The organism is Modestobacter sp. URMC 112 (genome assembly GCF_053502575.1).
The window spans coordinates 2,266,078-2,290,047 of record NZ_CP199957.1 but is presented as its reverse complement, the minus strand read 5'-3'; the positions used below and the strand labels follow the sequence as shown (position 1 = coordinate 2,290,047).

The 23,970-nt window shown below is 74.5% G+C and carries 23 protein-coding genes; 11 read left to right on the top strand and 12 right to left on the bottom strand.

All coding sequences use genetic code 11. The features are described from left to right. Nucleotides 1-41 precede the first annotated feature (41 nt). Nucleotides 42-1,124, top strand: a complete 1,083-nt coding sequence (locus tag ACWIX6_RS10740; RefSeq protein ID WP_448616841.1) for an Ldh family oxidoreductase — start codon at nt 42-44, stop codon at nt 1,122-1,124. Continuing rightward, nucleotides 1,121-1,834, top strand: coding sequence for a GntR family transcriptional regulator (locus tag ACWIX6_RS10735; RefSeq protein WP_448616840.1), 714 nt, complete (start codon nt 1,121-1,123; stop codon nt 1,832-1,834). The genes ACWIX6_RS10740 and ACWIX6_RS10735 overlap by 4 nt, the downstream gene beginning before the upstream one ends. Before the next feature lie 60 nt (nt 1,835-1,894). Here the strand turns inward: ACWIX6_RS10735 and ACWIX6_RS10730 are convergent, their stop codons facing one another. The 3 genes from ACWIX6_RS10730 to ACWIX6_RS10720 form a co-directional block, all read right to left on the bottom strand. After that, complete coding sequence (locus tag ACWIX6_RS10730) at nt 1,895-2,287, bottom strand: universal stress protein (RefSeq protein ID WP_448616839.1); 393 nt, start codon at nt 2,285-2,287, stop codon at nt 1,895-1,897. Between the two features lie 70 nt (nt 2,288-2,357). Next, nucleotides 2,358-3,059 carry a response regulator gene (locus ACWIX6_RS10725; protein ID WP_448616838.1) on the bottom strand — a complete coding sequence of 234 codons (702 nt, stop codon included), beginning with the start codon at nt 3,057-3,059 and terminating at the stop codon, nt 2,358-2,360. Further along, the gene (locus ACWIX6_RS10720) at nt 3,056-4,699 is read right to left on the bottom strand and encodes an ATP-binding protein (protein WP_448616837.1); all 1,644 of its coding nucleotides are present in this window, start codon (nt 4,697-4,699) and stop codon (nt 3,056-3,058) included. The genes ACWIX6_RS10725 and ACWIX6_RS10720 overlap by 4 nt, the downstream gene beginning before the upstream one ends. A 139-nt stretch (nt 4,700-4,838) precedes the next feature. On the opposite strand from ACWIX6_RS10720, the gene ACWIX6_RS10715 reads away from it, so the two are divergent. The 6 genes from ACWIX6_RS10715 to ACWIX6_RS10690 all read left to right on the top strand — a co-directional run bounded on the left by ACWIX6_RS10715 (nt 4,839) and on the right by ACWIX6_RS10690 (nt 11,022). Then, complete coding sequence (locus tag ACWIX6_RS10715) at nt 4,839-5,846, top strand: Bug family tripartite tricarboxylate transporter substrate binding protein (protein WP_448616836.1); 1,008 nt, start codon at nt 4,839-4,841, stop codon at nt 5,844-5,846. Beyond that, nucleotides 5,843-6,358 carry a tripartite tricarboxylate transporter TctB family protein gene (locus tag ACWIX6_RS10710; RefSeq protein ID WP_448616835.1) on the top strand — a complete coding sequence of 172 codons (516 nt, stop codon included), beginning with the start codon at nt 5,843-5,845 and terminating at the stop codon, nt 6,356-6,358. The genes ACWIX6_RS10715 and ACWIX6_RS10710 overlap by 4 nt, the downstream gene beginning before the upstream one ends. Next, nucleotides 6,358-7,959: a tripartite tricarboxylate transporter permease gene (locus tag ACWIX6_RS10705; protein ID WP_448616834.1), complete on the top strand. Its 1,602-nt coding sequence runs from the start codon at nt 6,358-6,360 to the stop codon at nt 7,957-7,959. The genes ACWIX6_RS10710 and ACWIX6_RS10705 overlap by 1 nt, the downstream gene beginning before the upstream one ends. A 144-nt stretch (nt 7,960-8,103) precedes the next feature. Continuing rightward, nucleotides 8,104-9,348: an MFS transporter gene (locus tag ACWIX6_RS10700; protein WP_448616833.1), complete on the top strand. Its 1,245-nt coding sequence runs from the start codon at nt 8,104-8,106 to the stop codon at nt 9,346-9,348. Beyond that, nucleotides 9,345-9,815, top strand: coding sequence for a ribonuclease E activity regulator RraA (gene rraA, locus ACWIX6_RS10695; RefSeq protein WP_448616832.1), 471 nt, complete (start codon nt 9,345-9,347; stop codon nt 9,813-9,815). The genes ACWIX6_RS10700 and rraA overlap by 4 nt, the downstream gene beginning before the upstream one ends. 40 nt (nt 9,816-9,855) lie before the next feature. Beyond that, nucleotides 9,856-11,022 carry an MFS transporter gene (locus ACWIX6_RS10690; protein WP_448616831.1) on the top strand — a complete coding sequence of 389 codons (1,167 nt, stop codon included), beginning with the start codon at nt 9,856-9,858 and terminating at the stop codon, nt 11,020-11,022. Between the two features lie 21 nt (nt 11,023-11,043). Here the strand turns inward: ACWIX6_RS10690 and ACWIX6_RS10685 are convergent, their stop codons facing one another. Together ACWIX6_RS10685 and ACWIX6_RS10680 are read right to left on the bottom strand one after the other, a co-directional pair. Next, nucleotides 11,044-11,880, bottom strand: a complete 837-nt coding sequence (locus ACWIX6_RS10685; RefSeq protein WP_448616830.1) for an ABC transporter permease — start codon at nt 11,878-11,880, stop codon at nt 11,044-11,046. After that, the gene (locus tag ACWIX6_RS10680; protein WP_448616829.1) at nt 11,877-12,851 is read right to left on the bottom strand and encodes an ATP-binding cassette domain-containing protein; all 975 of its coding nucleotides are present in this window, start codon (nt 12,849-12,851) and stop codon (nt 11,877-11,879) included. The genes ACWIX6_RS10685 and ACWIX6_RS10680 overlap by 4 nt, the downstream gene beginning before the upstream one ends. A gap of 486 nt (nt 12,852-13,337) precedes the next feature. On the opposite strand from ACWIX6_RS10680, the gene ACWIX6_RS10675 reads away from it, so the two are divergent. Further along, complete coding sequence (locus ACWIX6_RS10675; protein ID WP_448616828.1) at nt 13,338-14,093, top strand: CDP-alcohol phosphatidyltransferase family protein; 756 nt, start codon at nt 13,338-13,340, stop codon at nt 14,091-14,093. A 98-nt stretch (nt 14,094-14,191) separates the two neighbouring features. On the opposite strand, the gene ACWIX6_RS10670 is transcribed toward ACWIX6_RS10675, so the two are convergent. The 4 genes from ACWIX6_RS10670 to ACWIX6_RS10655 form a co-directional block, all read right to left on the bottom strand. Continuing rightward, nucleotides 14,192-14,314: a hypothetical protein gene (locus ACWIX6_RS10670; protein WP_448616827.1), complete on the bottom strand. Its 123-nt coding sequence runs from the start codon at nt 14,312-14,314 to the stop codon at nt 14,192-14,194. A 306-nt stretch (nt 14,315-14,620) separates the two neighbouring features. Continuing rightward, nucleotides 14,621-16,270 (bottom strand): alpha/beta hydrolase, encoded by a 1,650-nt coding sequence (locus tag ACWIX6_RS10665; RefSeq protein ID WP_448616826.1) that lies wholly within the window; start codon nt 16,268-16,270, stop codon nt 14,621-14,623. Nucleotides 16,271-16,439: 169 nt separating this feature from the next. After that, nucleotides 16,440-17,171 carry an HpcH/HpaI aldolase family protein gene (locus ACWIX6_RS10660; protein WP_448616825.1) on the bottom strand — a complete coding sequence of 244 codons (732 nt, stop codon included), beginning with the start codon at nt 17,169-17,171 and terminating at the stop codon, nt 16,440-16,442. A 38-nt stretch (nt 17,172-17,209) separates the two neighbouring features. Beyond that, nucleotides 17,210-18,133: an ATP-grasp fold amidoligase family protein gene (locus ACWIX6_RS10655; RefSeq protein WP_448616824.1), complete on the bottom strand. Its 924-nt coding sequence runs from the start codon at nt 18,131-18,133 to the stop codon at nt 17,210-17,212. 155 nt (nt 18,134-18,288) lie between these two features. Here ACWIX6_RS10655 and ACWIX6_RS10650 point away from each other — a divergent pair, with 155 nt between their 5' ends. Then, on the top strand, nt 18,289-19,365 hold the full coding sequence (locus ACWIX6_RS10650; RefSeq protein WP_448616823.1) for a hypothetical protein: 1,077 nt from the start codon (nt 18,289-18,291) through the stop codon (nt 19,363-19,365). Between the two features lie 11 nt (nt 19,366-19,376). Here the strand turns inward: ACWIX6_RS10650 and ACWIX6_RS10645 are convergent, their stop codons facing one another. Next, entirely contained in the window at nt 19,377-20,141 is a 765-nt protein-coding gene (locus ACWIX6_RS10645) for a DivIVA domain-containing protein (RefSeq protein WP_448616822.1), read from the bottom strand. Further along, nucleotides 20,138-21,274: a globin domain-containing protein gene (locus tag ACWIX6_RS10640; protein WP_448616821.1), complete on the bottom strand. Its 1,137-nt coding sequence runs from the start codon at nt 21,272-21,274 to the stop codon at nt 20,138-20,140. Before ACWIX6_RS10640 ends, ACWIX6_RS10645 begins: the two co-directional genes overlap by 4 nt. Before the next feature lie 154 nt (nt 21,275-21,428). On the opposite strand from ACWIX6_RS10640, the gene ACWIX6_RS10635 reads away from it, so the two are divergent. Beyond that, a complete protein-coding gene (locus ACWIX6_RS10635) occupies nt 21,429-22,658 on the top strand; it encodes a globin domain-containing protein (RefSeq protein ID WP_448616820.1) in 1,230 nt (409 codons plus the stop codon). Between the two features lie 100 nt (nt 22,659-22,758). On the opposite strand, the gene ACWIX6_RS10630 is transcribed toward ACWIX6_RS10635, so the two are convergent. Next, the gene (locus ACWIX6_RS10630; RefSeq protein WP_448616819.1) at nt 22,759-23,949 is read right to left on the bottom strand and encodes a fatty acid desaturase family protein; all 1,191 of its coding nucleotides are present in this window, start codon (nt 23,947-23,949) and stop codon (nt 22,759-22,761) included. Between the last annotated feature and the right edge of the window lie 21 nt (nt 23,950-23,970).

Here is a 23,970-nt window from a genome sequence, read left to right as displayed (position 1 = left end):
TCCCGTTCCGTCGGCGGCTTGTACGCGTTACTGTATACAGCATGGGACACAATGCCATGCACGACCGCACGGGCAGGATCGCGCCGGAGGCCCTCCGCCAGTTCGGGACACGCGTTCTCGTCTCGCTCGGCGTCCCGGCCGCCGACGGTGCGCTGGTGGCCGACAGCCTGGTGCAGGCCGACCTCTGGGGTCACCAGTCGCACGGGTTCCTCCGCCTGCCGTGGTACGCCGCCCGGCTGCGGTCCGGCGCCATGCGCGCGGTCACCGATCCGGCGGTGCTCGCCGACACCGGGCCCCTCGCGCTGCTCGACGGGCGCGACGGCATCGGCCAGGTGCTCACCGAGCGGGCCCGCCGGCTGGCCGTCGAGCGGGCCCGGACCCACGGGGTCGGCGTCGTCGGGGTGCGCAACTCCAACCACTTCGGCACGGCCATGTACTTCACCCGCCGCGCCGCCCGGGACGGGTGCGTCGCGGTGCTCACGACGAACGCGAGTCCCGCGATGGCCCCCTGGGGCGGGCGGGAGAAGCGGCTCGGCACCAACCCCTGGTCGATCGCGGCCCCCGGGCCGGACGGCCGGGTCGTCGCGGTCGACATCGCCAACACGGCGGTGGCCCGGGGCAAGATCTACCTCGCGGAGAACCGCGGGGAGCAGATCCCCGACACCTGGGCGCTGACCGCGGACGGTGCGCCGACGACCGACCCGGCAGAGGGGGTGCTCGGCGTGGTCCTGCCGATGGCCGGCCACAAGGGCTACGCCATCACCTTCCTGATGGACGTCCTCTCCGGCGCCCTGACCGGCAGCGCCGTCGGCACCGGGGTGCACGGGCCGTACGAGGCCGACCGCCGCAGCGGCGCCGGGCACCTCTTCCTGGCCATCGACCCCGGGGCATTCGGTGACCGCACCGGCTACGAGTCCCGGGTGCGGCAGCTGATCGACGAGGTGAAGACGGTCCCGCTCGCCCAGGGCTTCGACGAGGTCTACTACCCCGGCGAGGTCGAGGACCGCGCCGAGGCGGCGAACCTGGCGGCCGGTGGCGTCGTCCTCGCCGAGCAGTCGTTGTCGGACCTGCGCTCACTGGGCGCGGACACCGGGGTCCCGTTCCCCGCGGAGGAGACCTCGTGACGACCGGGCCGGACGCCGCGGAGCCCGACGTCAGCAAGGCGGACCTGGTCCACCGCCGGCTGAGGGAGGAGATCGAGCTCGGCGAGCTCGCCCCCGGGACGCCGCTGTCGGAGCTCTCGCTGGTCGAGCGCACGGGGGCGTCCCGCACCCCCGTCCGTGAGGCCCTGCGCCGGCTCGCGGCCGAGGGTCTGGTGGACCTGGTGCCGCGGCAGGGGGCGCGGGTCTCGCGGGTCTCCCTGCAGAGCGTCCGGGACCTGTTCGACTTCCGGTCGCTGCTCGAGCCCGCCGCGGCCCGGCAGGCGACCGAGGCCGCGGCGGCCGACCCGGCGCTCCGCCGCACGTTCGCCGCGCTGCGCACCGAGTTCTCCCGGATCGAGCGCCGGGCCCCCTCACAGGCCCGGTCCCGCGCGTTCTACGAGGTGGCCGACCGGTTCGACTGGGCGATCATCGGGGCGACCCGCAACGAGCACCTCCGGCGGACCATCGCCGAGCTCCGGCCGCACACCGCGCGACTGCGCAACCTGTCGCACATCGACCCCCGGCGGGTGGAGGTCTCCGTCGCCGAGCACCTGCGGATGTGCGACGCGCTGCTCGCCGGGGACGCCGACGGAGCCGCCGCGGCGATCGCCGAGCACCTGGCGCAGAGCCTCCGGACCATCTTCCGCAACCTCGCCGAGGGTCCCGGGGACGGGCTGGACGTCCTCACCTGACGGCCCCCTGCAGGGTCCCGCCGCGAGCGTGCGAGTGGCGGGGGGCAGGGGGTCCTTCTCCTACTGGGCCTTCACCGCCAGCACCGGGCACGTGGCGTCCAGCAGGATCCGCTGCGCCTGGCTGCCGGTGAGGAGCTTGCCGGTCGGCGTGCGCCGGCGCAGACCGATGACGATCAGGCTGGCCCGGACGCGCTCGGCGAGGTCGACGAGCTCCTCGGACGCCTCGTGGCCTCCCACGTGCTGGTCGAGCTCGTACACCACCCCGGACTCGTCCAGTCGAGCCCGGACCGCGGCCAGCGCGTCGTCCGAGGCGAAGCGGGTGTCGACCAGGGAGTCGCCGCGCGAGGTGTTGACGACGTGCAGTGGCTCCTGGCGCAGCCGCGCCTCGCTGATCGCGGCGGCCAGCGCCGCCTCGCCCTCGGGGGTGGGGACGTAGCCCACGACGATCGTCATGCCGGCAGCGTGGCGCACCTCCCGGCCGCCGTCAGCATTGCGGCGCTAACGGACGTTCCGGTCATTGCGGTCAGGGAGACGGTCGGCGCGGTCCGCGCAGCGAGAAGCGCCGCTCCGGCCGTCCCGCGGTCCCGTAGCGCTGCCGGACGTCGGCCTCGCCGTCAGTGACCAACTGCTCGAGGTACCGCCGGGCACTCACCCGGGCCAGGCCGGTCCGCTCGCTGCACTCGGTGGCGGACAGCCCTGCCTCGCCCGCCGCGGCCAGCGTCTCCCGGACGAGCGCGAGCGTCTCGGCTGCGATCCCCTTGGGTGTGCTGACCGGCTGCCTGGGCGCGCTCCCCCGCGCCGCGCCGAAGAGGCGGTCGACGTCGCCCTGCCCCGCCTCGCCCAGCTCGGCCAGCTCGCTGCGCAGCGCCGCGAAGTCACGCAGCCGCGACTCGAAGGTGCGCCGGTCGAAGGGCTTGACCAGGTAGTGCAGGACGCCTCCGTGCAGGGCGTCGCGGATGCTGTCGACGTCGCGGGCGGCACTGATGACGATCACGTCCGTGCGGGACCCCTGGGCGCGGAGCCGGCGCAGCACCTCGAGCCCGGTGGTGTCCGGCAGGTAGACGTCGAGCAGCACGAGGTCGGGTCGCAAGCGCTGGACCGCCTCGATCGCCGCCGCGCCGGTGGACGCGGTCCCGACCACCTCGAAGCCGTCCAGCGCGGCGACGAAGCCGGCGTGCACCTTGGCCACCATGAAGTCGTCGTCGACGATCAGCACGCCGATCATGCGTCCACCAGCTCCCCGGCCGCGGTCTCCGCGTCGAACGGCAGCCGGGCGGTGAACACCGACCCGCCGTCGGAGGACGCCATGGCCTCACCGCCCCTGCGGGTGCAGAGCAGGAGGACCAGGGACAGGCCGATGCCGCGCTCCCCCGAGCCGCCCACCTTGGTGGAGACACCCCGGCGGAACACCTCCTTCTCCATCCCCACCGGCACTCCCGGCCCGGAGTCCCGCACGACGACCTCCACCTCGCCGTCCACCAGACCGAGGGTGACCTCGACCCAGCGCTCGGGGGCCGTCGCGGCCGCGTCGAGGGCGTTGTCGACCAGGTTGCCGACGACGGTGGTCACGTCACCGCTGAGCTCCTCGGGCAGCACGGGCAGTGAGGAGTCCGTCGCGATCCGCAGGTCGACACCGAGCTCGGCAGCCTGACTGGCCTTGGCGATGAGCAGCGCGGCGACCGACGGGTCGCGGACCGCCGAGGTCACCGTGGCGCTGAACTCCGAGCGGCTCGAGGTCACCCGGTGCACGAACCGGACCGCCTCCTCGGGCTCGCCGATCTCGATGAGCCCCGCGATCGTGTGCAGCCGGTTGTCGAACTCGTGTGCCTGTGCCCGCAGGGTGTCGGTGATGTGCAGGGTCCGGTCGAGCTCCCGGCGGAGCTCCAGGAGCTCGGTCCGGTCCCGGAGCGTGGTGACCGAGCCGATCGGCCGCCCACGGCTGGCGATGGGCAACCGGTTGAGCACGAGCACGCGCCCGCCGCTGGCCACGGCGCGGTCGCGCTCCACGTCGGAGGACAGCAGCGCGTCGCGCAGCTCCTCCCCGATGCCGAGGTCGGCCAGGGTGCGGCCCAGGGCGTCCCCGGGCGTGCGCAGCAGCCGGATGGCCTCGTCGTTGATCAGCGTCACCCGCCCGCGCAGGTCCAGCCCGACCACCCCCTCCCGGATGCCGTGCAGCATGGCGTCCCGGTGCTCCACCAGCCCGGCGATCTCCGGGGGCTCCAGGCCCAGCGTCTGCCGCTTCACCCGGCGGGCGACCAGCAACGACCCGCCGATCCCGAACACGCTGGCCAGCCCCAGGTAGGTCAGCAGGTTGGGGGTGGCGGCGGCGAGCCCGTCCAGGAGCGACGGGTACAGCCGCTGCACCGCCACGAAGCCGAGGACCTCGCCGTCGATGCTGTAGACCGGGGCCATCGCCCCCGCGGCCCGGTCGCCGTCGAGGGAACGCTCCCCCGTCCACGAGCGGCCGGAGAGCACCGGGCTGTCCCCGACGTCGAAGCGTGCGCCGAGCTCCTCCGGGTCCGCGGTCGCGAGGACGGTCCGGTCGGCGCCGGCCACCACGACCGACGCGGAGCCGGAGTTGCTGCGCGCGACCTCGGCGGCGACCCGCAGGTACCGGATCTCGCCGGCCGCCATCGCCTCCCGGGTGGCCTGCGCGTTGGCGAGCGTCTCCGCCACGGCCAGCGCGCGGCGTCCCTCGATCTCCTGTGCCCCCCTGGTCGACTGGGCCACGGTGACGGCGACGACCCCGATGAGGACGACGCAGATGATGACCACCTGCAGCGCCAGCAGTTGGCCGGCCAGCGACAGCCGCCGGGTCACGTGCACCTCCCGACGTAGGGCCTCGATGGTGGGCCGGTCCAGCATGACGTCCACCGCGACCGGTGGGAGGGGTGGACACAACGACCACAAAGCTCATTGCGCACGCAAGGGTGACACGGCGCACAGCCGCCGCCATCTTTCCTTCAACCGGCGGGAACCCGCCGGACACACAGGAGGAACCCAGATGCGCACTGCTTCCCTGCGGAGGCTGACCGTCGGCGCCGTCGCCGCCGGCCTCGTGCTCACCGGCTGCGGCACCACGGCTGAGGGCGGCTCCGCCGCCGGCGGTGGGACCGAGGAAGGTCCGATCAGCGGCCTGCGGGTGATGGTCCCGAACTCCCCCGGCAGCGGTTACGACACCACCGCGCGGGCCTGGGCCCAGGTGCTCGAGGACGAGGGTCTCGCCGAGTCGCTGGAGGTGTTCAACATGGAGGGCGCCGGCGGGACCGTCGGCCTGCAGCGCCTGGTCAACGAGAAGGGGAACGCCGAGCTGCTCATGCAGATGGGCCTCGGCGTGGTCGGCGCCCAGTACAGCAACGAGTCCGAGGCGACGCTGGACCAGACCACCCCGATCGCGAAGCTGATCGAGGAGGCGGAGGCGATCGTCGTGCCTGCGGCCTCGCCGTTCCAGAGCATGGACGACCTGGTCACCGCGTGGAAGGCCGACCCCGGCGGCACGCCCGTGGGCGGCGCCTCCAACCCGGGCGGGCCCGACCACCTGACCCCGATGCTGCTGGCCGAGGAGGTCGGCGTCACCCCGGCCGACGTCAACTACGTGCCCTACGACGGCGGTGGCGAGCTGCTCGCCGGCATCCTCGGCGGGGACATCGCCTTCGCCGCGACCGGCGTCGGCGAGGTCACCGAGTCGGCCGCGTCCGGGGACGTCCGCATCCTCGCGGTGACCACCGAGCAGGCCGTCGAGGGCGTCGACGCCCCGACCCTGACCGACGAGGGCATCGACCTGGTCTTCTCGAACTGGCGGGGCATCGTGGCCGCCCCCGACATCACCGACGACGAGCGGCAGCGCTTCGTCGACGTGATCACCGAGATGCACGGCAGCGACGCGTGGCAGAAGGTCCTCACCGACCAGGGCTGGACCGACTCCTTCCAGACCGGCGACGAGTTCGGCGGGTTCCTGGACGAGGAGAGCAAGCGCGTCGAGTCCGTCCTGAGCGGGTTGGGGCTGGCGTGACCTCTGCCCCCGAGGGCAGCAGCACCGTGGAGCAGGGCCGCTCCGAGTACGGAGTGGCCCTGTTCCTCGGGGCGGTCGGCCTCCTCGTCGTCGTCTCGGCGCTGCTGCTCCCCGCGAGCCGGATCGCCCGCGGACCGGTCGGTCCGGCGTCGGTGCCCATCGTCGTGGGCGCGCTGCTGGTGATCGTGAGCGTCTTCCTGGCCCTGGACGTGCGGCGCGGCGGCCGCGGTGAGCCCGAGGGTGGCGAGGACATCGAACTGGGCGGCGGCACCGACTGGCGCACCGTGGGACTCCTCGCGGTCGCCTTCCTCTCGAACGCGTTCCTGATCGAGCCCCTCGGTTGGCCGATCTCCGGGGCCATCCTGTTCTGGGGATGCGCCTTCGCCCTCGGCAGCCGGCACCACGTCCGGGACATCGCCATCGCCGTCGTCCTCGGCGTGGGCTCCTGGTACCTGTTCGTCCTCGGCCTGGGCATCAGCCTGCCGGTCGGCGTGCTTGAGGGGATCCTCTGATGGACGCGTTCTCCAGCCTCATCGGCGGCTTCGGCACCGCCCTGACGCCGACCAACCTCATGTTCGCCCTGCTCGGCGTCCTGCTGGGCACCGCGATCGGCGTGCTCCCCGGCATCGGCCCGGCCATGACCCTCGCCCTGCTCCTCCCCCTCACCCGGGGACTGGACGTGACCACCGCGTTGATCATGTTCGCCGGCATCTACTACGGGGGCATGTACGGCGGCTCGACGACGTCGATCCTGCTCAACACCCCCGGGGAGAGCGCCTCGGTCGTGACCGCGATCGAGGGCAACAAGATGGCCCGCGCCGGCCGGGCGGCCCAGGCACTGGCCACGGCCGCGATCGGCTCGTTCGTGGCCGGCACCCTCGCGACCCTCGCCCTGGCGCTGGTGGCGCCCACCGTCGCCGAGCTCGCGGTCGAGATCTCCCCGGCCGACCGGTTCGCCGTCATGGTGCTCGCGTTCATCGCGGTGACGTCGGTGCTCGGCAGCTCGCGGGTCCGCGGTCTGGCAGCTCTGGGGCTCGGCCTGACCATCGGGCTCATCGGGATCGACGCCACGTCCGGACAGCAGCGGCTGACCTTCGGCATCGCGGAGCTCGCCGACGGCATCGACGTGGTCGTCGTGGCGGTCGGCCTGTTCGCCGTGGGTGAGGCGCTGTGGACGGCGGCGCACCTGCGCCGGCGTCCGATCGACGTCATCCCGGTCGGGAACCCGCGGATGAGCCGGTCGGACTGGAGCCGGTCGTGGAAGCCGTGGCTGCGGGGCACCGCCATCGGCTTCCCGTTCGGGGCGATCCCCGCCGGCGGGGCGGAGATCCCGACCTTCCTCTCCTACGTCACCGAGAAGAAGCTGTCCAAGCACCCGGAGGAGTTCGGCAAGGGCGCCATCGAGGGCGTCGCCGGGCCGGAGGCGACCAACAACGCCTCGGCCGCCGGTGGCCTGGTCCCGCTGCTCACCCTGGGCATCCCGACGACGGCCACCGCTGCGGTCATGCTGGCGGCGATCTCCAGCTACGGCATCCAGCCGGGCCCCCGGCTCTTCGACACCGAGCCGGAGCTGGTCTGGGGCCTCATCGCCAGCCTGTTCATCGGCAACACCGCGCTGCTGGTGCTCAACCTGCCGCTGGCCCCGCTGTGGGCGAAGCTGCTGCGGATTCCGCGCACCTACCTGTACGCGGGCATCCTGTTCTTCGCCAGCCTCGGCGCCTACGCGGCCAACGCCAACCCCTTCGACCTGTTCCTGCTGCTGGTCATCGGGGCGCTGGGCTTCATGATGCGGCGGTACGGGCTCCCGCTCCTGCCGGCCATCATCGGCGTGATCCTCGGGCCCTACGCCGAGGAGGAGCTGCGCCAGGCGCTGCAGATCAGCAACGGCGACGTCGGCGGCCTCTTCGAGCCGATCGCCGTGGTGGTCTACGTCATCGTCGCGCTGGTCCTGCTGTGGCCGGTGGCCCGGCGACTGCTGCCCCGCAAGGCCGTCCCGGTGCTGTCGGAGGCGGTGCACGAGATCGAGGAGGCCCATCACCACCACGGGCTGACCACCGCCGTGTCGGTCGAACGGCGTCCGTCCCCCGAGGACAGGCCGCGGGACGGCGAGTGAGGCATCGTGCGGCGGGGCGGCGGAGGCCGCCCCGCCGCCACGACGAGCGGGACGTGCGGCCAGCGCAGACTGGCACGTGGACGACGGAGGAGGCGGTGTGACCGTGCGGTCGGCAGACTGCGCCGGGGGCCGGGGCACCGGCGCGTGACCCGGACCCGCACCCCGGCGTCGAGGACCGGACGACGACTGCTCGCCCTGCTCCTGGTCCAGTCCGCGCTCACCCAGGTCGTCACCTTCGTGCTGCGGCCGGCGGCCACCTACCGGGCCATCGAGCTGGACGTGCCGGCGGCCTGGCTGGGGGCGCTCACCGCCTGCTTCGCCGTCGTCCCGCTGTTCCTGGCGGTCCCCGCGGGACAGGCCACCGACCGGTTCGGCGAGCGCCGCGTCATGGTCACCGGCTCGCTGCTGCTCCTCGCCGCCGGTGCCGTCTTCGCCACCGCCGCGACCGGCCCCGTGGGTCTGGTCGTGGGCATCGCCGTGCTGGGCACCGGTCACCTGCTGTGCGTCGTCGGCCAGCAGGCCGCGGTGGCCAACTCCGCCGGCCCGGGGACCTTCGACGCCGCCTTCGGCTACTACACCTTCGCGGCCTCCCTCGGCCAGGCCGTCGGGCCGGGGCTCATCATCGTCGCCGGCGGCAGTCAGGCCATCCCGGACACCGGCACGCTGTTCCTGGTGGCGACCGTGCTCGCCGGCGTCCTGCTCGCCTGCACCGTCCCGCTGCGCGTCCCGCGCGGGGACCGCGCGACCGGCGCCGCGGAGACCGGCGGGATGGGCACCCTGCTGCGCATCCCCGGGCTCACCCGGGCCCTGGTGATCAGCTGCGTCGTGCTGGCCGCCGTGGACATCACCCTGGTCTACCTCCCCGCCCTGGGCGCGGACCGGGACCTCGCCGCCGGCTTCATCGGCCTGCTGCTGACGCTGCGGGCGCTGGCCTCCATGACGTCCCGGTTGCTGCTCGGCCGGCTGGCCCGGTGGCTGGGCCGCCGCCGGCTGATGATCGGCAGCGTCACCCTGTCCGCGGTGTCCATGGCCGCGGTCGGCGCTCCCCTCCCACCGTGGGCGACCGCCGTCGTCGTCGTCCTGCTGGGCCTCGGGCTCGGCGTGGGCCAGCCGCTCACCATGTCCTGGCTCGCCGAGACGGCGCCGCCGGGCCTGCGCGGGCGGGCGATGTCCCTGCGGCTGACCGGCAACCGGCTCGGCCAGGTCGTGCTGCCCAGCGCGGTGGGCCTGGTGGCCGCCGGCGCGGGCGCCGCGGGCGTGCTGGGCGCCACCGCCGCGGCCCTCGCCGCGGTCGCCGTGGCCGCCCGCGGTCTGCGGACCGACCGTGCCGAGCCACCTCCCGACTCCACCGCAACGCCGACCCCCGAACACGAGGAGCACCGACGATGACCTGGTCCACCGCAGACCTCTACGACGAGCACGAGGAGGCCCTCGGGTCGGTCGACCTGCCGCTGCGCCAGTACGGCGGGCACCGGGCGTTCACCGGCCGGGTGACCACGGTCCGCTGCCACCAGGACAACGCCCTGCTCAAGTCGATCCTGTCCGGCCCGGGCGACGGCGGCGTCCTCGTCGTCGACGGCGGCGGGTCGCTGCACACCGCCCTGGTCGGCGACGTCATCGCCCAGCTCGCCATCGACAACGGCTGGGCCGGCGTCGTCGTCCACGGCGCGGTGCGCGACACCGCCATGCTGGCCGGCATGCCGCTCGGGGTGAAGGCGCTGGGCTCCAACCCGCGCAAGGGCACCAAGACCGGCGCCGGCGAGCGGGACGTCGAGGTCACCTTCGGCGGCGCGACCTTCCGGCCCGGGGACCAGGTCTGGTCCGACGACGACGGCGTGGTGGTCCTCCCGGGCTGAGCCTCGCCGGCCAGCACCGGACCGGGGCTACGGTCGGCCGGTGCCGAGGGCCTGCTCCGGACGGGTGCCGCCCATCCGGCTGCTGCAGGCCAACGCGTTCGTCAGCGTCGTCGACCGGTTCGCGATGCCGCCGATGCTGGTGGCGATCGCCGCCGACCTCGACGTCCCGCTGTCCACGGTCGTGCAGGCCGCCGGCGCCTACTTCCTCGCCTACGGCCTGTCCCAGCCGGTCTGGGGACTCGTGTCGGACTCCCTCGGCCTGGTCCGCACCATCCGGGTCGCCGTGCTGGTCGCCGGGCTGGCCGCGCTGGCCGCCGCCTCCGCCGGGACGCCACTGCTGCTCGGGGTCGCCCGCGGGGTGGGCGGCGCCTTCTTCGGGGCCGCCTACCCGTCCGGGATGGTCTACGTGGGCGACACCGTGGACGCCGCCGGGCGGCAGCGGGAGCTCACCCGGCTGATGGTGGGCGTCGCCGCCGGGACGGCGGTCGCCTCCGTCGGCGCCGGTGTGGTGGCCCAGCTGTGGACCTGGCGCGCGGTGTTCGTGGCCACCGGCCTGGTCGCGCTGGTGTTGTCGGTCGCGCTGCGACTGCTGGCCGAGCCGCCGCGCACCCGGTCGCACCGCAGCTTCCTCGCGCCGCTGGGCACCGTCGCGCGGTCCCGCGGGGCGCTGTTCGTGCTCGGCCTGGCCTTCCTGGAGGGCGGGGTGGTGATCGGCGTGCTCACCCTGCTGCCTCCCGCGGTGGAGGCGGCCGGCGCCAGCACGGCCGTGGCCGGCGGGGTCATGGCCGTCTACGGCGTCGCCGTCCTGGTCTTCGCGACCGTGGTGGGCCGGTTGTCCGCCCGGACCCACCCGGCCCGGCTGATGGCGCTGGGCGCGACGGCGGCGCTGGCCGCCTGCCTGCTGCTGGCCGCGTCCCGGTCGGTCGGGCCGGCGGTCGTGGTCACGCTGCTGCTGGGGCTGGCCTGGGCCGCCCTGCACTCCTCGCTGCAGACCTGGGCCACCGAGGTGCTGCCGGCGGCGCGGGCCACCGTCGTGTCCCTGTTCGCCGGCGCCCTGTTCTGCGGCAGCGCGCTCACCGCGGTGGCCGTTGCGGGGCTGGCCGACGCCGGCCGGTACCGGACGGTCTTCACCCTCGCCGCCCTGCTCGCCGTCCCGCTGGGGGTGGCCGCGGTCTGGGGCCGGGCCCGCTGGCACCGGGCCACCTGACCGCCCGGGCCGGCCGCCGCCTCAACGGCTGCGGTAGAGGCGGGTGGTGAGCGGCAGGAACACCACCGCGAGCAGCACGGCCACGGCCAGGGACACCGTGATCGCGGTGCCGTCGGGCTCCCCCCGCATCAGCGAGCGCGACGCGGTGGCCAGGACGGAGATCGGGTTGACGTCGACGAACGCCCGCAGCGGTCCGGGCAGCGTGGCCGGGTCGACGAACACGTTGGACACGAAGGTCAGCGGGAAGATCGCCATGAACCCGGAGTTCATCACCGCGTTCGGCGAGCGCAGCAGCAGCCCGAGCACGGAGAACACCCAGGACAGCCCGAAGGAGAACACGACCACCAGGGCCAGTGCCGCCACCGCGCCCAGCGGGCCGCCCTCCGGCCGGTACCCCAGGACGACGCCGAGCACGAGGATGACGGTGCCGGCCAGCACGTAACGGACGCTGTCCCCGAGCAGGGCCCCCAGCAGCGGCGCGGGCCGCCAGATCGGCAGCGACCGGAACCGGTCCACGACGCCCTTGGTCAGGTCGGTGTTGAGCGCGACGCCGGAGTAGACGGTGGTGAAGAGCACCGACATCACCAGCATCCCCGGGAGGATGTACTGCAGGTAGGCGGCGGTCGAGCCGGCGATCGCCCCGCCGAACAGGTAGGTGAACATCAGCACGAACATCACCGGGGTCACCGTGACGTCCAGCAGCTGCTCGGGCACGTGCTTGACCTTGAGCATGCCGCGCCAGCCGAAGGTCAGCGCGGCGGACAGCGGCCCCGGCCGCGGCGGCCGCGCGGTGGTCGCGATGGCCCGCCGCACGGCGAGGGTGTCGGCGGTCCCGGTGGCCGGGGTGACGGTGCTCATGACGGCTGCTCCTCGGCGGTCGGGGTGTCGGCGACGTGGCCGGTGAGGGCCAGGAAGACCTCGTCCAGGCTGGGCTGGGCGAGGGAGAACTCGGCGATGCCGATGCCGGCGCGGGCCAGCTCGGCGACCCCGGTGGCCGCGCGGCCGGCGTCCGAGCAGACCGCCGAGAGCGCGGCCGGGTCCGGCGCCGGCGTCACCGGCCCGACCGCGCCGGTCAGCACCCGTGCCGCGTCGGGACGGCGCGCTGGGTCCAGCAACCGGACCTGCAGCGCGCCGGTGCCCACCGAGGCCTTGAGCTGGCCGGGCGTGCCCTCGGCGATCACCCGCCCCCGGTCGATGACCGCGAGGCCGTCGGCCAGCTGGTCGGCCTCCTCCAGGTACTGGGTGCAGAGCAGGATCGTCGTCCCCTCTGCGGCCAGGGCCCGGGCGATCTCCCAGACCTGGTTGCGGGACCGCGGGTCCAGGCCGGTGGTCGGCTCGTCGAGGAACATCAACCGCGGCGTGACCACGATGCTCGCCGCGATGTCCAGCCGCCGGCGCATGCCCCCCGACCAGTGCTTGACCAGCCGGCCGGCGGCCTCGTCGACCCCGAACGCGGCGAGCAGCTCGTCGGCCCGGGCCCGTGCCGCGGCCCAGCGCAGGCCGAGCAGCCGGCCGAGCAGGACCAGGTTCTCCCGGCCGGTGAGCTCCTCGTCGACCGAGGCGAGCTGCCCGGTGAGGCTGACCAGGGCGCGGACGGCGTCGGCCTCGGCCACCACGTCGTGGCCCAGCACCCGGGCGGAGCCGGAGTCCGGCGCGATCAGGGTGGCCAGCATCCGGATGGTGGTGGTCTTCCCCGCCCCGTTGGGCCCCAGGACGCCGTAGATGGCGCCGGCCGGGACGGCGAGGTCGATGCCGGCGACCGCGGTCGTCGACCCGAAGGACCGGGTCAGGCCGGTCGCCTCGATCGCGAGTGGTGCGGACGTGGTCATGGGACTCCTCGGGTCGGCTCGCCGGCAGAGCATCTCTCCACCCTCAGACGGTCCCGGGGCGCGGAAGTCATCGCCGGCGGCCGGTCCCCCTCCCGGGACCGGTGACGGCCGTCCGCATCGCCTGCTCCGGCGATCGGAGGGCAGGCACGGGCGATGACGTCAGGCCGCTCACCATCCAGGTGCTCGCCCGGTTGCTCCGCGCAGTCGCCCGTCAGGGGGCAAGATGCCCATGGTCGCGTTTACCGGTCCGCCGGCCGGCGGTCCGCCCGGCGGCCCGGAGAGGAGGTCCCGGTGCGGAGAAGCACGTGGCTCACCCGGTCACCGGTTCGGCGTCGCCGCCGGGGCCGCGCCCGACTGACCGGGCCCGACGGGTCGCCCCACTCGCCCGCCGGCGGTGTGGGAGAGTTCTCGCCGCGGGATGACACGGCCCCTGCGGTGGGCCACCGGGTACCCGGGACGACGGACGACGGAGGCGGGCGGGCGCACGTGTTCCCCCTGAGTGGACGCCTGGCCGGTGCAGCCGTCCACGTCTACACCGCCAGCGGCTCCGTGCTCGGACTGCTCATCGTCCTGGCCGCGTTCGACGGCAACGCCGTCGCTGCCCTGTGGATCGGCCTGGCCGCCCTGGTCGTCGACGGGACCGACGGGATGCTGGCCCGCCGGTTCCGGGTCAAGGAGACGATCCCCTGGTTCGACGGTGCCCGGCTGGACGACATCGTCGACTACCTCACCTACGTCTTCGCCCCCGTGGTGCTGCTGTGGACGACCGGGGCGCTGCCGGACGGGCCGCCGGGGTGGGTGCTCGCCGCGCTGCCGCTGCTGGCCTCGAGCTACCAGTTCTGCCGGGTGGACGCGAAGACCGACGACCACACCTTCCTGGGCTTCCCGAGCTACTGGAACGTGCTGGCGTTCTACGTCGTCGTGCTGGACCTGGGCCGGCCGGTGACCGCCGCGCTGCTGGTCGTGTGCTCGGCGCTGGTGTTCGTGCCGGTGCGGTACCTGTACCCGTCGCGGACCCAGCTGCTGCGCACGCTGAGCCTGGTGCTCACCGCCGTGTGGATCGGCACGTACGCCTTGTTGCTGGTGCAGTACCCCGACCCCCACCCGCTGGTGGTGGCGCTCTCGCTCGGCTACGTCGGCTACTACGTGGCGGTCAGCCTGCACCTGACCCAGCGGGCCGCCCGGCGCCGTCGCGAGGCCGACCGGGTGGCGTCCCCCGCCGGCGTCGCGCCGGACGCCTGAGCCCCTGTCCCGGCGGGGACGTCGGATCAGCCCGGTCGCGGACCGCCTCTGGGAACTCGGGACCCGGTGGAGTCGTCCCGGCCGTGGGTGAGCCAGGCTCAGCCGCGCTCGCGGCCGGCCTCCATGACCTGCGGGCACCGGGTGCAGACGTCGGAGTCCAGCGGCACGGTGGCCGGGACGCCGTGCCGGTCCGGGCCCTCGATCAGCCGCCAGGTCCCCATCCGGGGCCCGTGGTCCCGCCGGCCGTGGTCGAGCGGGTCGGGGGCCAGGCCCGCGGTCTCCGAAGATGCTCGGGGACGGCTCGTCGACCTGGTGGTGGTCGACGTCCAGACCGAGGTGCTACGCCACCCGCGCGCCCCTCGGCCAGACGACCGGTGGCCGCTCGGGTGTGGGGCTGTAGGGACAGAGCTCGTCGTCCGTCCGCTTCCCGTCCTGTCCCGGCAGCCGCCGGACCCGCCGGCGCGGTGCGGCCGGTCCCTTCCCGTGCTCCCGGCGGCCGGCCGACCGGCCGGCCGCCGGGTCGGGACTCAGCGGCGGCTGCCCATCAGCGCGCCGACCACGGTGCCCGTGGACACCTCGGGCGCCGGCTCCGGCTCCGGCGCGGGCTCCGGCTCCGGTGCGGGCTCCGGCTCCACCGGCGCAGGCGCCTCGAAGGGCACCTGCTGCTCGCAGACGGTCCCCTCCACCGGCAGCACCACCTCGATCAGGTAGGCCTCGGTGGCGCTGTCGATGCAGGCCGAGTTGCCGCCGTAGGCGGTGTGCCCGTCACCTTCCATCGTCAGCAGCCGGGCGTTGCCCAGGTCGGCGGTCAGTCGCACGGCACCCGCGTACGGCGTCGCCGGGTCGTACGTGGTGCCGATGACCAGCGCGGCGGGCGCCCCCGGGTCGACGGCGAACGGGCCGGCGAAGGCGTCCTCGTCGCGTGCCGGCCACAGCGCGTAGGCGATCTCGGCGTAGCCGCTGTTGGACCAGAAGTGCGGGAACGACGCCCAGGACTCCGAGCCGCGGTCCAGGTAGACCTGCAGGTCCTGCGGGTACCGCTGCTCGCTCGCGCCGATGGTGAAGTACCGGTCGGTGGACGGCGAGAAGGTGCCGTCCTCCTCGCGCCCGGTGAAGTTGTCGAAGACCGCGCGGATGGTCGACCCGTCACCGGCGGCCGCCTCGGCCAGCGCCGCACCGAGGAAGGGCCACAGCTGCTTGGCGTACAACAGCGAGAGGGTGGCCAGCCGGATCTCGTCGGCCCCGACCGCCCGCGGGTCAGGGGTGAAGCCCTCGGCCGGGATCGGGGCGGCCTCGGCGGCGGCGATGAGCTGGTCGTAGGCCAGGTAGGGGTCCGTCCCGCCGAAGCCCGAGCACGCCTCCTGGTCGACCGCGCAGGCCTCGGTGAACCGGGCCAGCGCGAGCTCGAAACCGGCCGTCTGCGAGGCGATGTTGCTGATCGGGTCGTTGATGTACTCGTCGGCGTCCAAGGCGCCGTCCAGCACCAGTGCGCGGAAGCGGTCCGGGAACAGGCTGGCGTAGGTGGCGCCGAGGAAGGTGCCGTAGGAGAAGCCCAGGTAGCTGAGCTGCTCGTCGCCGACCGCGGCGCGCAGCGCGTCCATGTCCCGGGCGACGTTCGCCGTCGACACGTGCTCCAGGATCTCGCCGTTGTTCTCCAGGCAGCTGTCCACGTAGGCCTGGGTCTTGGCGACGTAGGCGTCCACGTCGATGTCCAGCGGCGTGGGCACCGGGACCGAGTAGATGCCCTGCGTCTCCTGGTCGGCCCGGCAGTCGATGGCCGGGGTGCTCTGGCCGACGCCGCGCGGGTCGAAGCCGACGATGTCGAAGCGCTGGTTGAGGGTGCCGAAGACCCCCGCGCCGGCCGCCTGGAGGTAGTCCACGGCCGGGCCACCGGGCCCGCCGAAGTTGAAGAACAGCGAACCGATCCGCTGCTCGGGGTCGGCCGCCGGCACCTTCGCGACGGCGATCTGGACCTGCTCGCCACCGGGCTCGTCGTAGTCCATCGGCAGCTCGGCGGTGGCGCACTGGACCCCGTCCGCGGTGGCCTCGGGGCTGGCGCCGCAGTCGGCCCAGGCCAGCTCGACGGCCGGGCCCGGCAGCGGTGCCGGCACGGTCTCCGGCGCGGCCGAGGCGACCGAGGTGCCGGCCCCCACCAGCACGGTGACCGCGACGCTCACGACGGCAGTACGGCACGACCTCATCCGGGACCCCCCGCTCGACGCGGGACGGCTCCGTGCGCTCCCGCTGGCTGGTTGCAGCCAACACCCGTCCGGTGTCACCCACAAGGGTGCACTTCCGGTACCACACCCGCCGCCGGTCCGGCCGACCCCCCGGCAGCCCGGCGGCTCAGCCCCCGCGGGCGGCCCGCAGGTGGTCGGTCAGCGCCGCCCCGAGCGCGGTCGTGTCCATGGTCGCGGTGACGATGGTGGCGCCCGCGGCGGCGTACGCCGCCGCCTGCAGACCGGCCATCGCGTGCACGCCCACCGGGACGCCGGCGGCGACCGCCCGGGCGACGACCGAGGAGATGACCTCACCCAGCCGGTCCCGGCCCTCCTCGCCGGCCAGCCCCAGCGACAGTGACAGGTCCAGCGGACCGACGTAGACGCCGTCCAGCCCGTCCAGGCCGAGGATCGCGTCCAGGTCCGCGAGCGCGCCCGCCGTCTCGACCATCACGACGACCAGCGGCTCGGCGGACCCGCCGGACAGCCGCCCGGCCGACCGGGTGCCCAGCGGGGCGTACCGGCAGGCGTCGACCACGGCGCGGGCGGAGTCGGCTCCCAGCACGCTGGGGACGATCACCCCGTGCGCCCCGAGGTCCAGCGGCCGGCCGAGGTCGGCGGGGTGGGGGCTGCGGGTGCGGACCAGCGGGACCGACCCCGCGGCCACGACGGCGGCGGCCACGCCGGGCAGGTCGGTCTCGGCGAGCCCGCCGTGCTGCAGGTCCAGGACGACGTAGTCCGCGCCGGTCCCGGCCAGCAGCTCGGCGGTCACCACCCCGGGCAGCTGGCTCCACAGGCCGTGGGCGGGCCGGCCGGCCGCCCAGCGGGCGCGCAGCGAGGACGAGGGGTCGGGTGACATCGGGTACCTCCGGGGTCGGACGGGGCGGGGGCGGGTGGTCAGCGGGGCCGCGCGCGGACGGCGTCCAGCGGGGGCAGCTGCCAGGCCGCACCCAGCTGCCGGTCCAGGACGGGGTCGAACGGGTCGAGCCCGCCGCCCGGGTACGGGGTGAGCTCGCCGAACCAGATCTCGCCGCCGACGTCGTAGAGGTCCACCCGGACGAAGTCGAACTCCCGCCCCAGCGTCTCGGCCACCGCGGTCAGAGCCGGCAGCGTGGCCGGCGCGGGCTCCACCGGGCCGGGCGGGACCGCCTCGACGACCGACAGCGGAGTCCAGTCCCGGGTGTAGAGCCGGCGCCGGTGCTCGCCGCCCAGGCGTGCGGTGTCGACCTGCACGACCCGGACCCGCCCGCCGGCGACGAGGAACTTGGAGTCGACCGGCAGCCGGCCCGGCGAGCCCAGGAACTCCTCGACCAGCAGCAGCCGCCGGGCCTGGCTGTACACCCACTCGCCACGGGAGGCGTACAGCGGCTCGTCCAGCCAGCCCGCGGTCAGCCGGCGCAGCTCCCCGACGTCGGGGCGGCCTGAGCCGACGTGCACGCGCATCGTCCCGTGGTTGGGCTTGAGCACCCAGGAGGCCGGCAGCGCGACGCCGGCCAGCTCGCCGACGTCCGTCCCCGCCCACAGCACCCGGGGCACCCGCACACCGGGGCACACCCGGGCCGCGTAGGCCTTCATCGCGAGCTTGTCGCCCAGCTGACCGATCAGCGGCCGCCGGTCGTTGACCACCCGCCAGTTGACCTTCTCGGTGAAGGTCCGCGGACGGCGGACGTGCGGCCGCCGGCCGTGCGCCTGCCAGAACAGCACGGCGCGCTTCTGCCGGTCCGGGAGGCGGTGGACCAGCGCGGCCGGGAGCAGCGTCGGCCGGCGCAGCCACCGGGTGGCCGACCCCAGCGGGCCGACCGGTCCCCCGTTCCGCATCATGGTGCGCAGTCTGGTCCGCGCGGGCTCGTCACCGGGACGAGGGGTGGGCCGGCGACCGCAGGAGGACACCGCTGGAGCTCACCCCCGGCCCGACGCCGGCCGGCGTCGGGTTCCTCGCCAAGGACCCCTGGCACCCGGCCGTCCGCCGCGAGCAGATGATCGCCCGCGAGCTGGTGCGCCGCGGGGTCCCGGTGCGCTTCGTCCAGGCCCCGGCCGACGTGCGGCGGGTGCGCACCGACCCGGCCAACTGGTGGCGGCACCTGCGGCGGGCGCGCTACCAGGAGGCCGCCCCGGGGGTCTCGGTCACCGAGCGCTCCACCGTGCTGCCCGGGCACCGCCACGGCCCGGCCGAGCGGCTGGACTCCGCGCTGCTGGGGTCCTTCCTGCGCCGGTCCGGCTGGGCCGAGGACCTCACCGTGTGCATGCTGCCGTGGGAGTGGCGGGCCACCCGGGCCGTCGGCGGCCGGCGGGTCTTCGACTGCACCGACGACTGGGCCCGGCTGCTGCCGCGAGCCCGCGGACTCCCGGACCAGCTGCGGCGCATCGCCGACGAGGCCGACGCGATCGTGGTGGTGAACCGGGTGCTCGCCGACCTCTTCCCGGGCCGCTCTCCCGCGGTGGTCCCCAACGGCACCGACCCGGACCTGCTGACGGCAGCGCGGGGAGCCCGGCGGCGGCCCCGGCACGCCGTGTACGTGGGCAGCATCGGCGAGCGGTTCGACGTCGACCTGGTCCGGGCGGTGCTCACCGCGCTCCCCGACTGGACGCTGACCGTCCACGGCCCGCTGGTCTTCCCGCTGCACCAGCGGGCGTCCGCCGAGCGGTTCCTGGCGCTGCGGGAGGAGACCGGCGGGCGGTTCCGCTACGACGGCCCGCTGGACCGGGCCCGGCTGCCCGGGGTGCTGGACGCCGCCACGGTGGGGCTGCTGCCCGACGTGGCCGACCGGGCCCTGGGCCAGTCGTCGATGAAGACCTACGACTACTGCGCGCGGGGGGTCCCGGTGGTCGCGACGGCCGGGCACCTGGAGCACTCCAGCGACGTGCCGCCGCACACCGCCGTGGTGGCCGGTGCGGCGGCCATGGCGGCGGCGATGCGGGCGGCCGCCGAGGAGCCGGCGCACCTCGCGGCCGAGCGGGTGGCCTGGGCGGCCGAGCGCACCTGGGACCGCCGCACCCACCAGTGGCTCCGTGCGGTGCTGCTGCCGCGCCGGACGGACGCCGCCCGGCCCTGAGGGCCGGCCGGTCAGGACGAGGGGCCGGCCACCTGCCGGACGACGTTGGGCTCGTGCGCGTCCTGGTCCCCGCCGGCCCCCGCGGGCGCCTCCACGGCCGGGTGCGCCGGCGGCTGGGGGACCCGGATCGGGGCCGGCACCGGCACCTGCGCCGCGCCCGCGGGCAGCCCGCCGGGGTCCGCGCGCCCCCACTCGGCCTCCACGTCGGCGAGCAGCGCCTCCAGGTAGGAGCGCAGCTGCACCCGGCACGCCTGGCCGAAGGCCTGCAGGTACACGACCTGCCGCTGCACCGCCTCGGCGTCCGGGTGCCCGGTCCCGGCGGGCCGGGCCTCGACGTCGGCGGCGACCGCGTCCTGCGCGGCCTCCTGCGCCGCCTGGATGATCGCGCCGGCCTTCTCCCGGGCCTGCCGCAGCTGGTCCTCGTACTGCTCCCGCGCCTCGCTGGTCATCACCCGGCTGAACGCCTCGGCCTCGGCGACGTACTGGTCGGCGGTCTGCTGCGCCGCCGCCAGGATCCCCACCGCCTGCTCGCTGGGCCCCGGCCGGGACTCCGCGGCGTGCAGTCGCTGCGCCAGGTCGGCCAGCTGTCCCTGCAGCTCGGCGTTCTCCGCCTGCAGCCGGGACAGCTCCGCGCCGACCCGGTCCAGGAACCGGTCGACCTCGCCCTCGCTGTAGCCGGGGTGCAGCATCGTGGACCGCGGGAAGGTCACCTGCTGCACGTCGGCCGGGGTCAGCCGGACCTCCGGGCCTCCCGCCTCCTGCTGCTCGATGCTCATGAGGTCACCTCTCCGTCGACGGTCGGGCTGGGGCGGCTGGGGGCGAAGACCTCGGTGCGGATGCGCTGCCGCGGCACGCCGTGCCGCTCGAGCCGGGCGACGGTGTCGTCCACCATCGGCGCCGGTCCGACGGCGTAGACGTCCCGGCTGGTCCACGGGCCCCGGCGCATCACCACCTCGCCGATGTCGCCGTGCTCCAGGGCGGACCAGGGGTCGCCGGAGACGGCGTGCACGACGGTCAGCCAGGAGTGCTCGTCGGCGAGCCGGTCGAGCTCCTCCCGGTCGTAGAGGTGCTCCTCGGTCCGCGCGCCGACGAACAGGTCGACCCGCCGCACCGGGCCCATCCGGACGACGTGGTCGAGGATCGACTTCACCGCCGCCAGCCCGGTGCCCCCGGCCACCAGCAGCAGGTCGCGGTCGGAGTCGGCGTCGAAGGACAGGTGCCCGACCGGCGGCCCGAGGCGCAGCATCTCCCCCACCCCGACCTGGCGGACCAGGGCGCTGCTGACCGGCCCGCCGTCGTGCGCCTTGACGTGCAGCTCCAGCTGCCCGCCGGGACGGACGGCGGTGGCCGGCGAGTAGTAGCGCCACAGCCGCGGGCAGCGTTCGGTCTCCAGCGAGATCGACTCCCCCGGCGCGTGCTCCAGGGGCTCCTTGGGCTGCACCCGGAGGACGGCGATGTCGAAGCTGCGGCGCTCGTGCGCCACCACCTCGGCGTCCCACCACGGCGGGTCGTCCACGGACTCGGCGGCCTCCACCATGACCTGGGCCACCAGCTGGTAGGCCGCCGTCCAGTCGGCGGCGAGCTGCTCGTCCCACTGGGGGTCGAAGTGCTCCAGCGTGGCCAGGAGACTGGCGCCGACCGCCGGGTAGTGCGCGGCGACGGTGCCGAACTTGCGGTGGTCACGACCCAGCTGCTGCAGGATCGGCACCAGCGAGTCCAGGTCGTCCACCCGGGCCACCACCTCGCCCAGGGCGGCGAACAGCCGGTCCCGCTGGTGGGCCATCGAGACCGGGAACAGCTGCCGGGTCTCGGGGTGGCTCAGGAACAGGTGTGAGTAGAACCAGAGCGGCGCCTCGTCCCCGGCCGCTGCCGCCTTGCCGAAGTTGGCCCGCATCGCCGCGACGTCCACGCGCGCGCTCCCCCTTGCCTTGCGGTGGTGCTGCCGTGCCCTGTCAGCGAAACTCTAACGACCGTAAGCACACGCTGCGCAACCGGCGATCAGCTCGCTGTCCCGCCCCGGGTCCCCGGGCCGGGGGCCGCGCCCGAACCGACCAGGAGTGCCCGTGCTGTCCGACCGTTCCCGTCCCGTGATCGAGGCGACCCTGCCCGCCGTCGCCGACAACATCGAGGAGATCGCCCGGCGCTTCTACCAGCACCTGTTCACCGCCCACCCCGAGCTGTTCGACGGCGTGTTCAACCGGGGCAACCAGTCCGAGGGCACCCAGCAGGTCGCGCTGGCCGGCTCCGTCGCCGTCTTCGCCAGCGCGCTGGTGAAGACCCCGGAGCAGGTGCCCGAGCACCTGCTGGCCCGGATCGCGCACAAGCACGCCTCGCTCGGCGTCACCCCCGCCCAGTACGACGTCGTCCACGAGCACCTGTTCTGGGCGATCGTCGACGTGCTCGGTGACGCCGTCACCCCCGAGGTCGCCGCGGCGTGGGACGAGGTCTACTGGCTGATGGCGCACGCGCTGATGAACATCGAGCGCGGCCTCTACAGCGCCCGCGGGGTGCGGCCGGAGACGGTATGGCGGGACTGGGAGGTGACCGAGAAGGTCGAGGAGACCGCCGACGTGGTCACCTTCCGGGTCCGGCGGGTCGACGACCGGCTGGTGAAGACGTCGCTGCCCGGGCAGTACGTGACGGTCAAGGTGCCGATGCCCGACGGCGTCCACCAGCCGCGGCAGTACAGCCTCACCCGCGCCGACGACGGCGAGCACCGACAGTTCTCCGTCAAGCGGGTCCGCGCCGAGGGCGGGAAGCCCGCCGGCGAGGTGTCCACGCTGCTGTGCGACTCCGTCGGCGTCGGGGACGTGCTCACCCTGTCGGTGCCCTTCGGCGACGTCGTGCTGGACGACTCCGGCCGCCCGGTGGTCTTCGCCAGCGCCGGGATCGGGATCACCCCGATGGCCGGCATGCTGTCCCACCTGACCGCGGCCGGCTCCCGGCTGCCGATCACCCTGCTGCACGCCGACCTCGACGAGGAGTCCTTCGCGCTCCGCTCCCAGGTGCTCGCGGACGTGGACAAGCTGCCGCACGCCACCGCGCACGTCTGGTTCGAGCGGGGCGCAGGCGGCACGCTGCCGGTGGCCGGCGTGCACGAAGGCGTCATGGACCTCGACGAGGTCGAGCTGCCCGAGGGCGCCGCGTACTACCTCTGCGGGCCGCTGCCGTTCATGAAGGCGGTGCGCAGCGCCCTGCTGGACCGCGGCGTGCCGGCCCGCGACGTGCAGTACGAGGTCTTCGGCCCCGACCTGTGGCAGGCCGACCTCGTCACCGAGCCGGTCCCCGGCTGACCCGCCGGGGAGCTCTGGGTACCGGGAGCACGGGCGCTCCCGGTACCGGGAGCCCGCCTGCTGGGTCGACCGGCGACGGGGGAGCCGCCGGTCGGCCCGCTCAGGCGGCCTGCAGTGCCCGGCGGACCTTCCGGCCACCGGTGGTCATCTTGTACAGCTTGGCGACCTGGGCCGGGGCGTTGGCCGGCGTCGTCGCGGCGAGCCAGCCGTTGGGCAGCGACAGCCGGAAGACCTTGTGCCAGGCCGAGGCGACCTGCCGCGGCAGCGACGCGGTGTGGTAGGTCAGGCCGTAGCGGTCGAAGAGGTCGCGCACCTTGGGGGCGATCTCGGCGTACCGGTTGCTCGGCAGGTCCGGGAACAGGTGGTGCTCCACCTGGTGGGAGAGGTTGCCGGTCATGACGTGCATGGCCTTGCTGCCGGAGATGTTGGCCGACCCGAGCATCTGCCGCAGGTACCACTCACCCCGGGTCTCGCCCTCGATGGAGGTCTTCTCGAACGTCTCCACGCCCTCGGGGAAGTGCCCGCACATGATCACCGAGTGCGACCACAGGTTGCGGACCACGTTGGCGGTGAAGTTGGCCGCCAGCGTCGGCACGGCCGACGGTCCCGACAGCAGCGGGTGGACCAGGTAGTCCTTGGTCGCCTGGCGGCGGATCTTGCGCAGCACGGCCTTGGCCGCGGCGCGGAAGGCCGGGTCGCTGCGCCGCTTCGCGGTGGCCAGGTTCTTGCCCAGCTCCAGGTCGTAGGCGGCGATGCCGTACTCGAAGAAGCAGGCGTTGACGAAGTTCCACAGCGGCTGGGCCAGGTACAGCGGGTGCCAGGGCTGCCCCTCGTCGACCCGCATGATGCCGTAGCCCAGGTCGTTGTCCTTGCCGATCACGTTCGTGTACGTGTGGTGCAGCTGGTTGTGCGAGTGCTTCCACTGCTCGGCCGGGCTGGCCATGTCCCACTCCCAGGTCGTGGAGTGGATCTCCGGGTCGCGCATCCAGTCCCACTGCCCGTGCAGGATGTTGTGCCCGATCTCCATGTTCTCGAGGATCTTGGCGACCGACAGGCCGACCGTCCCCACGAACCAGGCGGGCGGGAACCTCGACGCCAGCAGGACGGCGCGGCTGCCCAGCTCCAGCGAGCGCTGCACCGCGATGACCTTGCGGATGTAGGCGGCGTCGGACGCGCCCCGGCTGTCGAGCACCTCCTGGCGGATGGCGTCGAGCTCGACGCCGATGGCCTCGACGTCGGCGGGGGTCAGGTGGTCGATGGGGCTCTGGGACTTCTTCTGGACGGTCGTCATGGCCGGCTCCTCGTCGTCGTC

Bases quoted from the DNA above. Each gene is read 5' to 3' on its own strand.
- ACWIX6_RS10655 (WP_448616824.1), bottom strand. From the start codon at position 18,133: ATGATGCGGAACGGGGGACCGGTCGGCCCGCTGGGGTCGGCCACCCGG.
- ACWIX6_RS10730 (WP_448616839.1), bottom strand. From the start codon at position 2,287: ATGACGATCGTCGTGGGCTACGTCCCCACCCCCGAGGGCGAGGCGGCG.
- ACWIX6_RS10685 (WP_448616830.1), bottom strand. From the start codon at position 11,880: ATGAGCACCGTCACCCCGGCCACCGGGACCGCCGACACCCTCGCCGTG.
- ACWIX6_RS10740 (WP_448616841.1), top strand. From the start codon at position 42: ATGGGACACAATGCCATGCACGACCGCACGGGCAGGATCGCGCCGGAG.
- ACWIX6_RS10725 (WP_448616838.1), bottom strand. From the start codon at position 3,059: ATGATCGGCGTGCTGATCGTCGACGACGACTTCATGGTGGCCAAGGTG.
- ACWIX6_RS10630 (WP_448616819.1), bottom strand. From the start codon at position 23,949: ATGACGACCGTCCAGAAGAAGTCCCAGAGCCCCATCGACCACCTGACC.
- ACWIX6_RS10650 (WP_448616823.1), top strand. From the start codon at position 18,289: ATGATCGCCCGCGAGCTGGTGCGCCGCGGGGTCCCGGTGCGCTTCGTC.
- ACWIX6_RS10670 (WP_448616827.1), bottom strand. From the start codon at position 14,314: ATGGGGACCTGGCGGCTGATCGAGGGCCCGGACCGGCACGGCGTCCCG.
- ACWIX6_RS10705 (WP_448616834.1), top strand. From the start codon at position 6,358: ATGGACGCGTTCTCCAGCCTCATCGGCGGCTTCGGCACCGCCCTGACG.
- ACWIX6_RS10660 (WP_448616825.1), bottom strand. From the start codon at position 17,171: ATGTCACCCGACCCCTCGTCCTCGCTGCGCGCCCGCTGGGCGGCCGGC.
- ACWIX6_RS10645 (WP_448616822.1), bottom strand. From the start codon at position 20,141: ATGAGCATCGAGCAGCAGGAGGCGGGAGGCCCGGAGGTCCGGCTGACC.
- rraA (WP_448616832.1), top strand. From the start codon at position 9,345: ATGACCTGGTCCACCGCAGACCTCTACGACGAGCACGAGGAGGCCCTC.
- ACWIX6_RS10715 (WP_448616836.1), top strand. From the start codon at position 4,839: ATGCGCACTGCTTCCCTGCGGAGGCTGACCGTCGGCGCCGTCGCCGCC.
- ACWIX6_RS10680 (WP_448616829.1), bottom strand. From the start codon at position 12,851: ATGACCACGTCCGCACCACTCGCGATCGAGGCGACCGGCCTGACCCGG.
- ACWIX6_RS10720 (WP_448616837.1), bottom strand. From the start codon at position 4,699: ATGCTGGACCGGCCCACCATCGAGGCCCTACGTCGGGAGGTGCACGTG.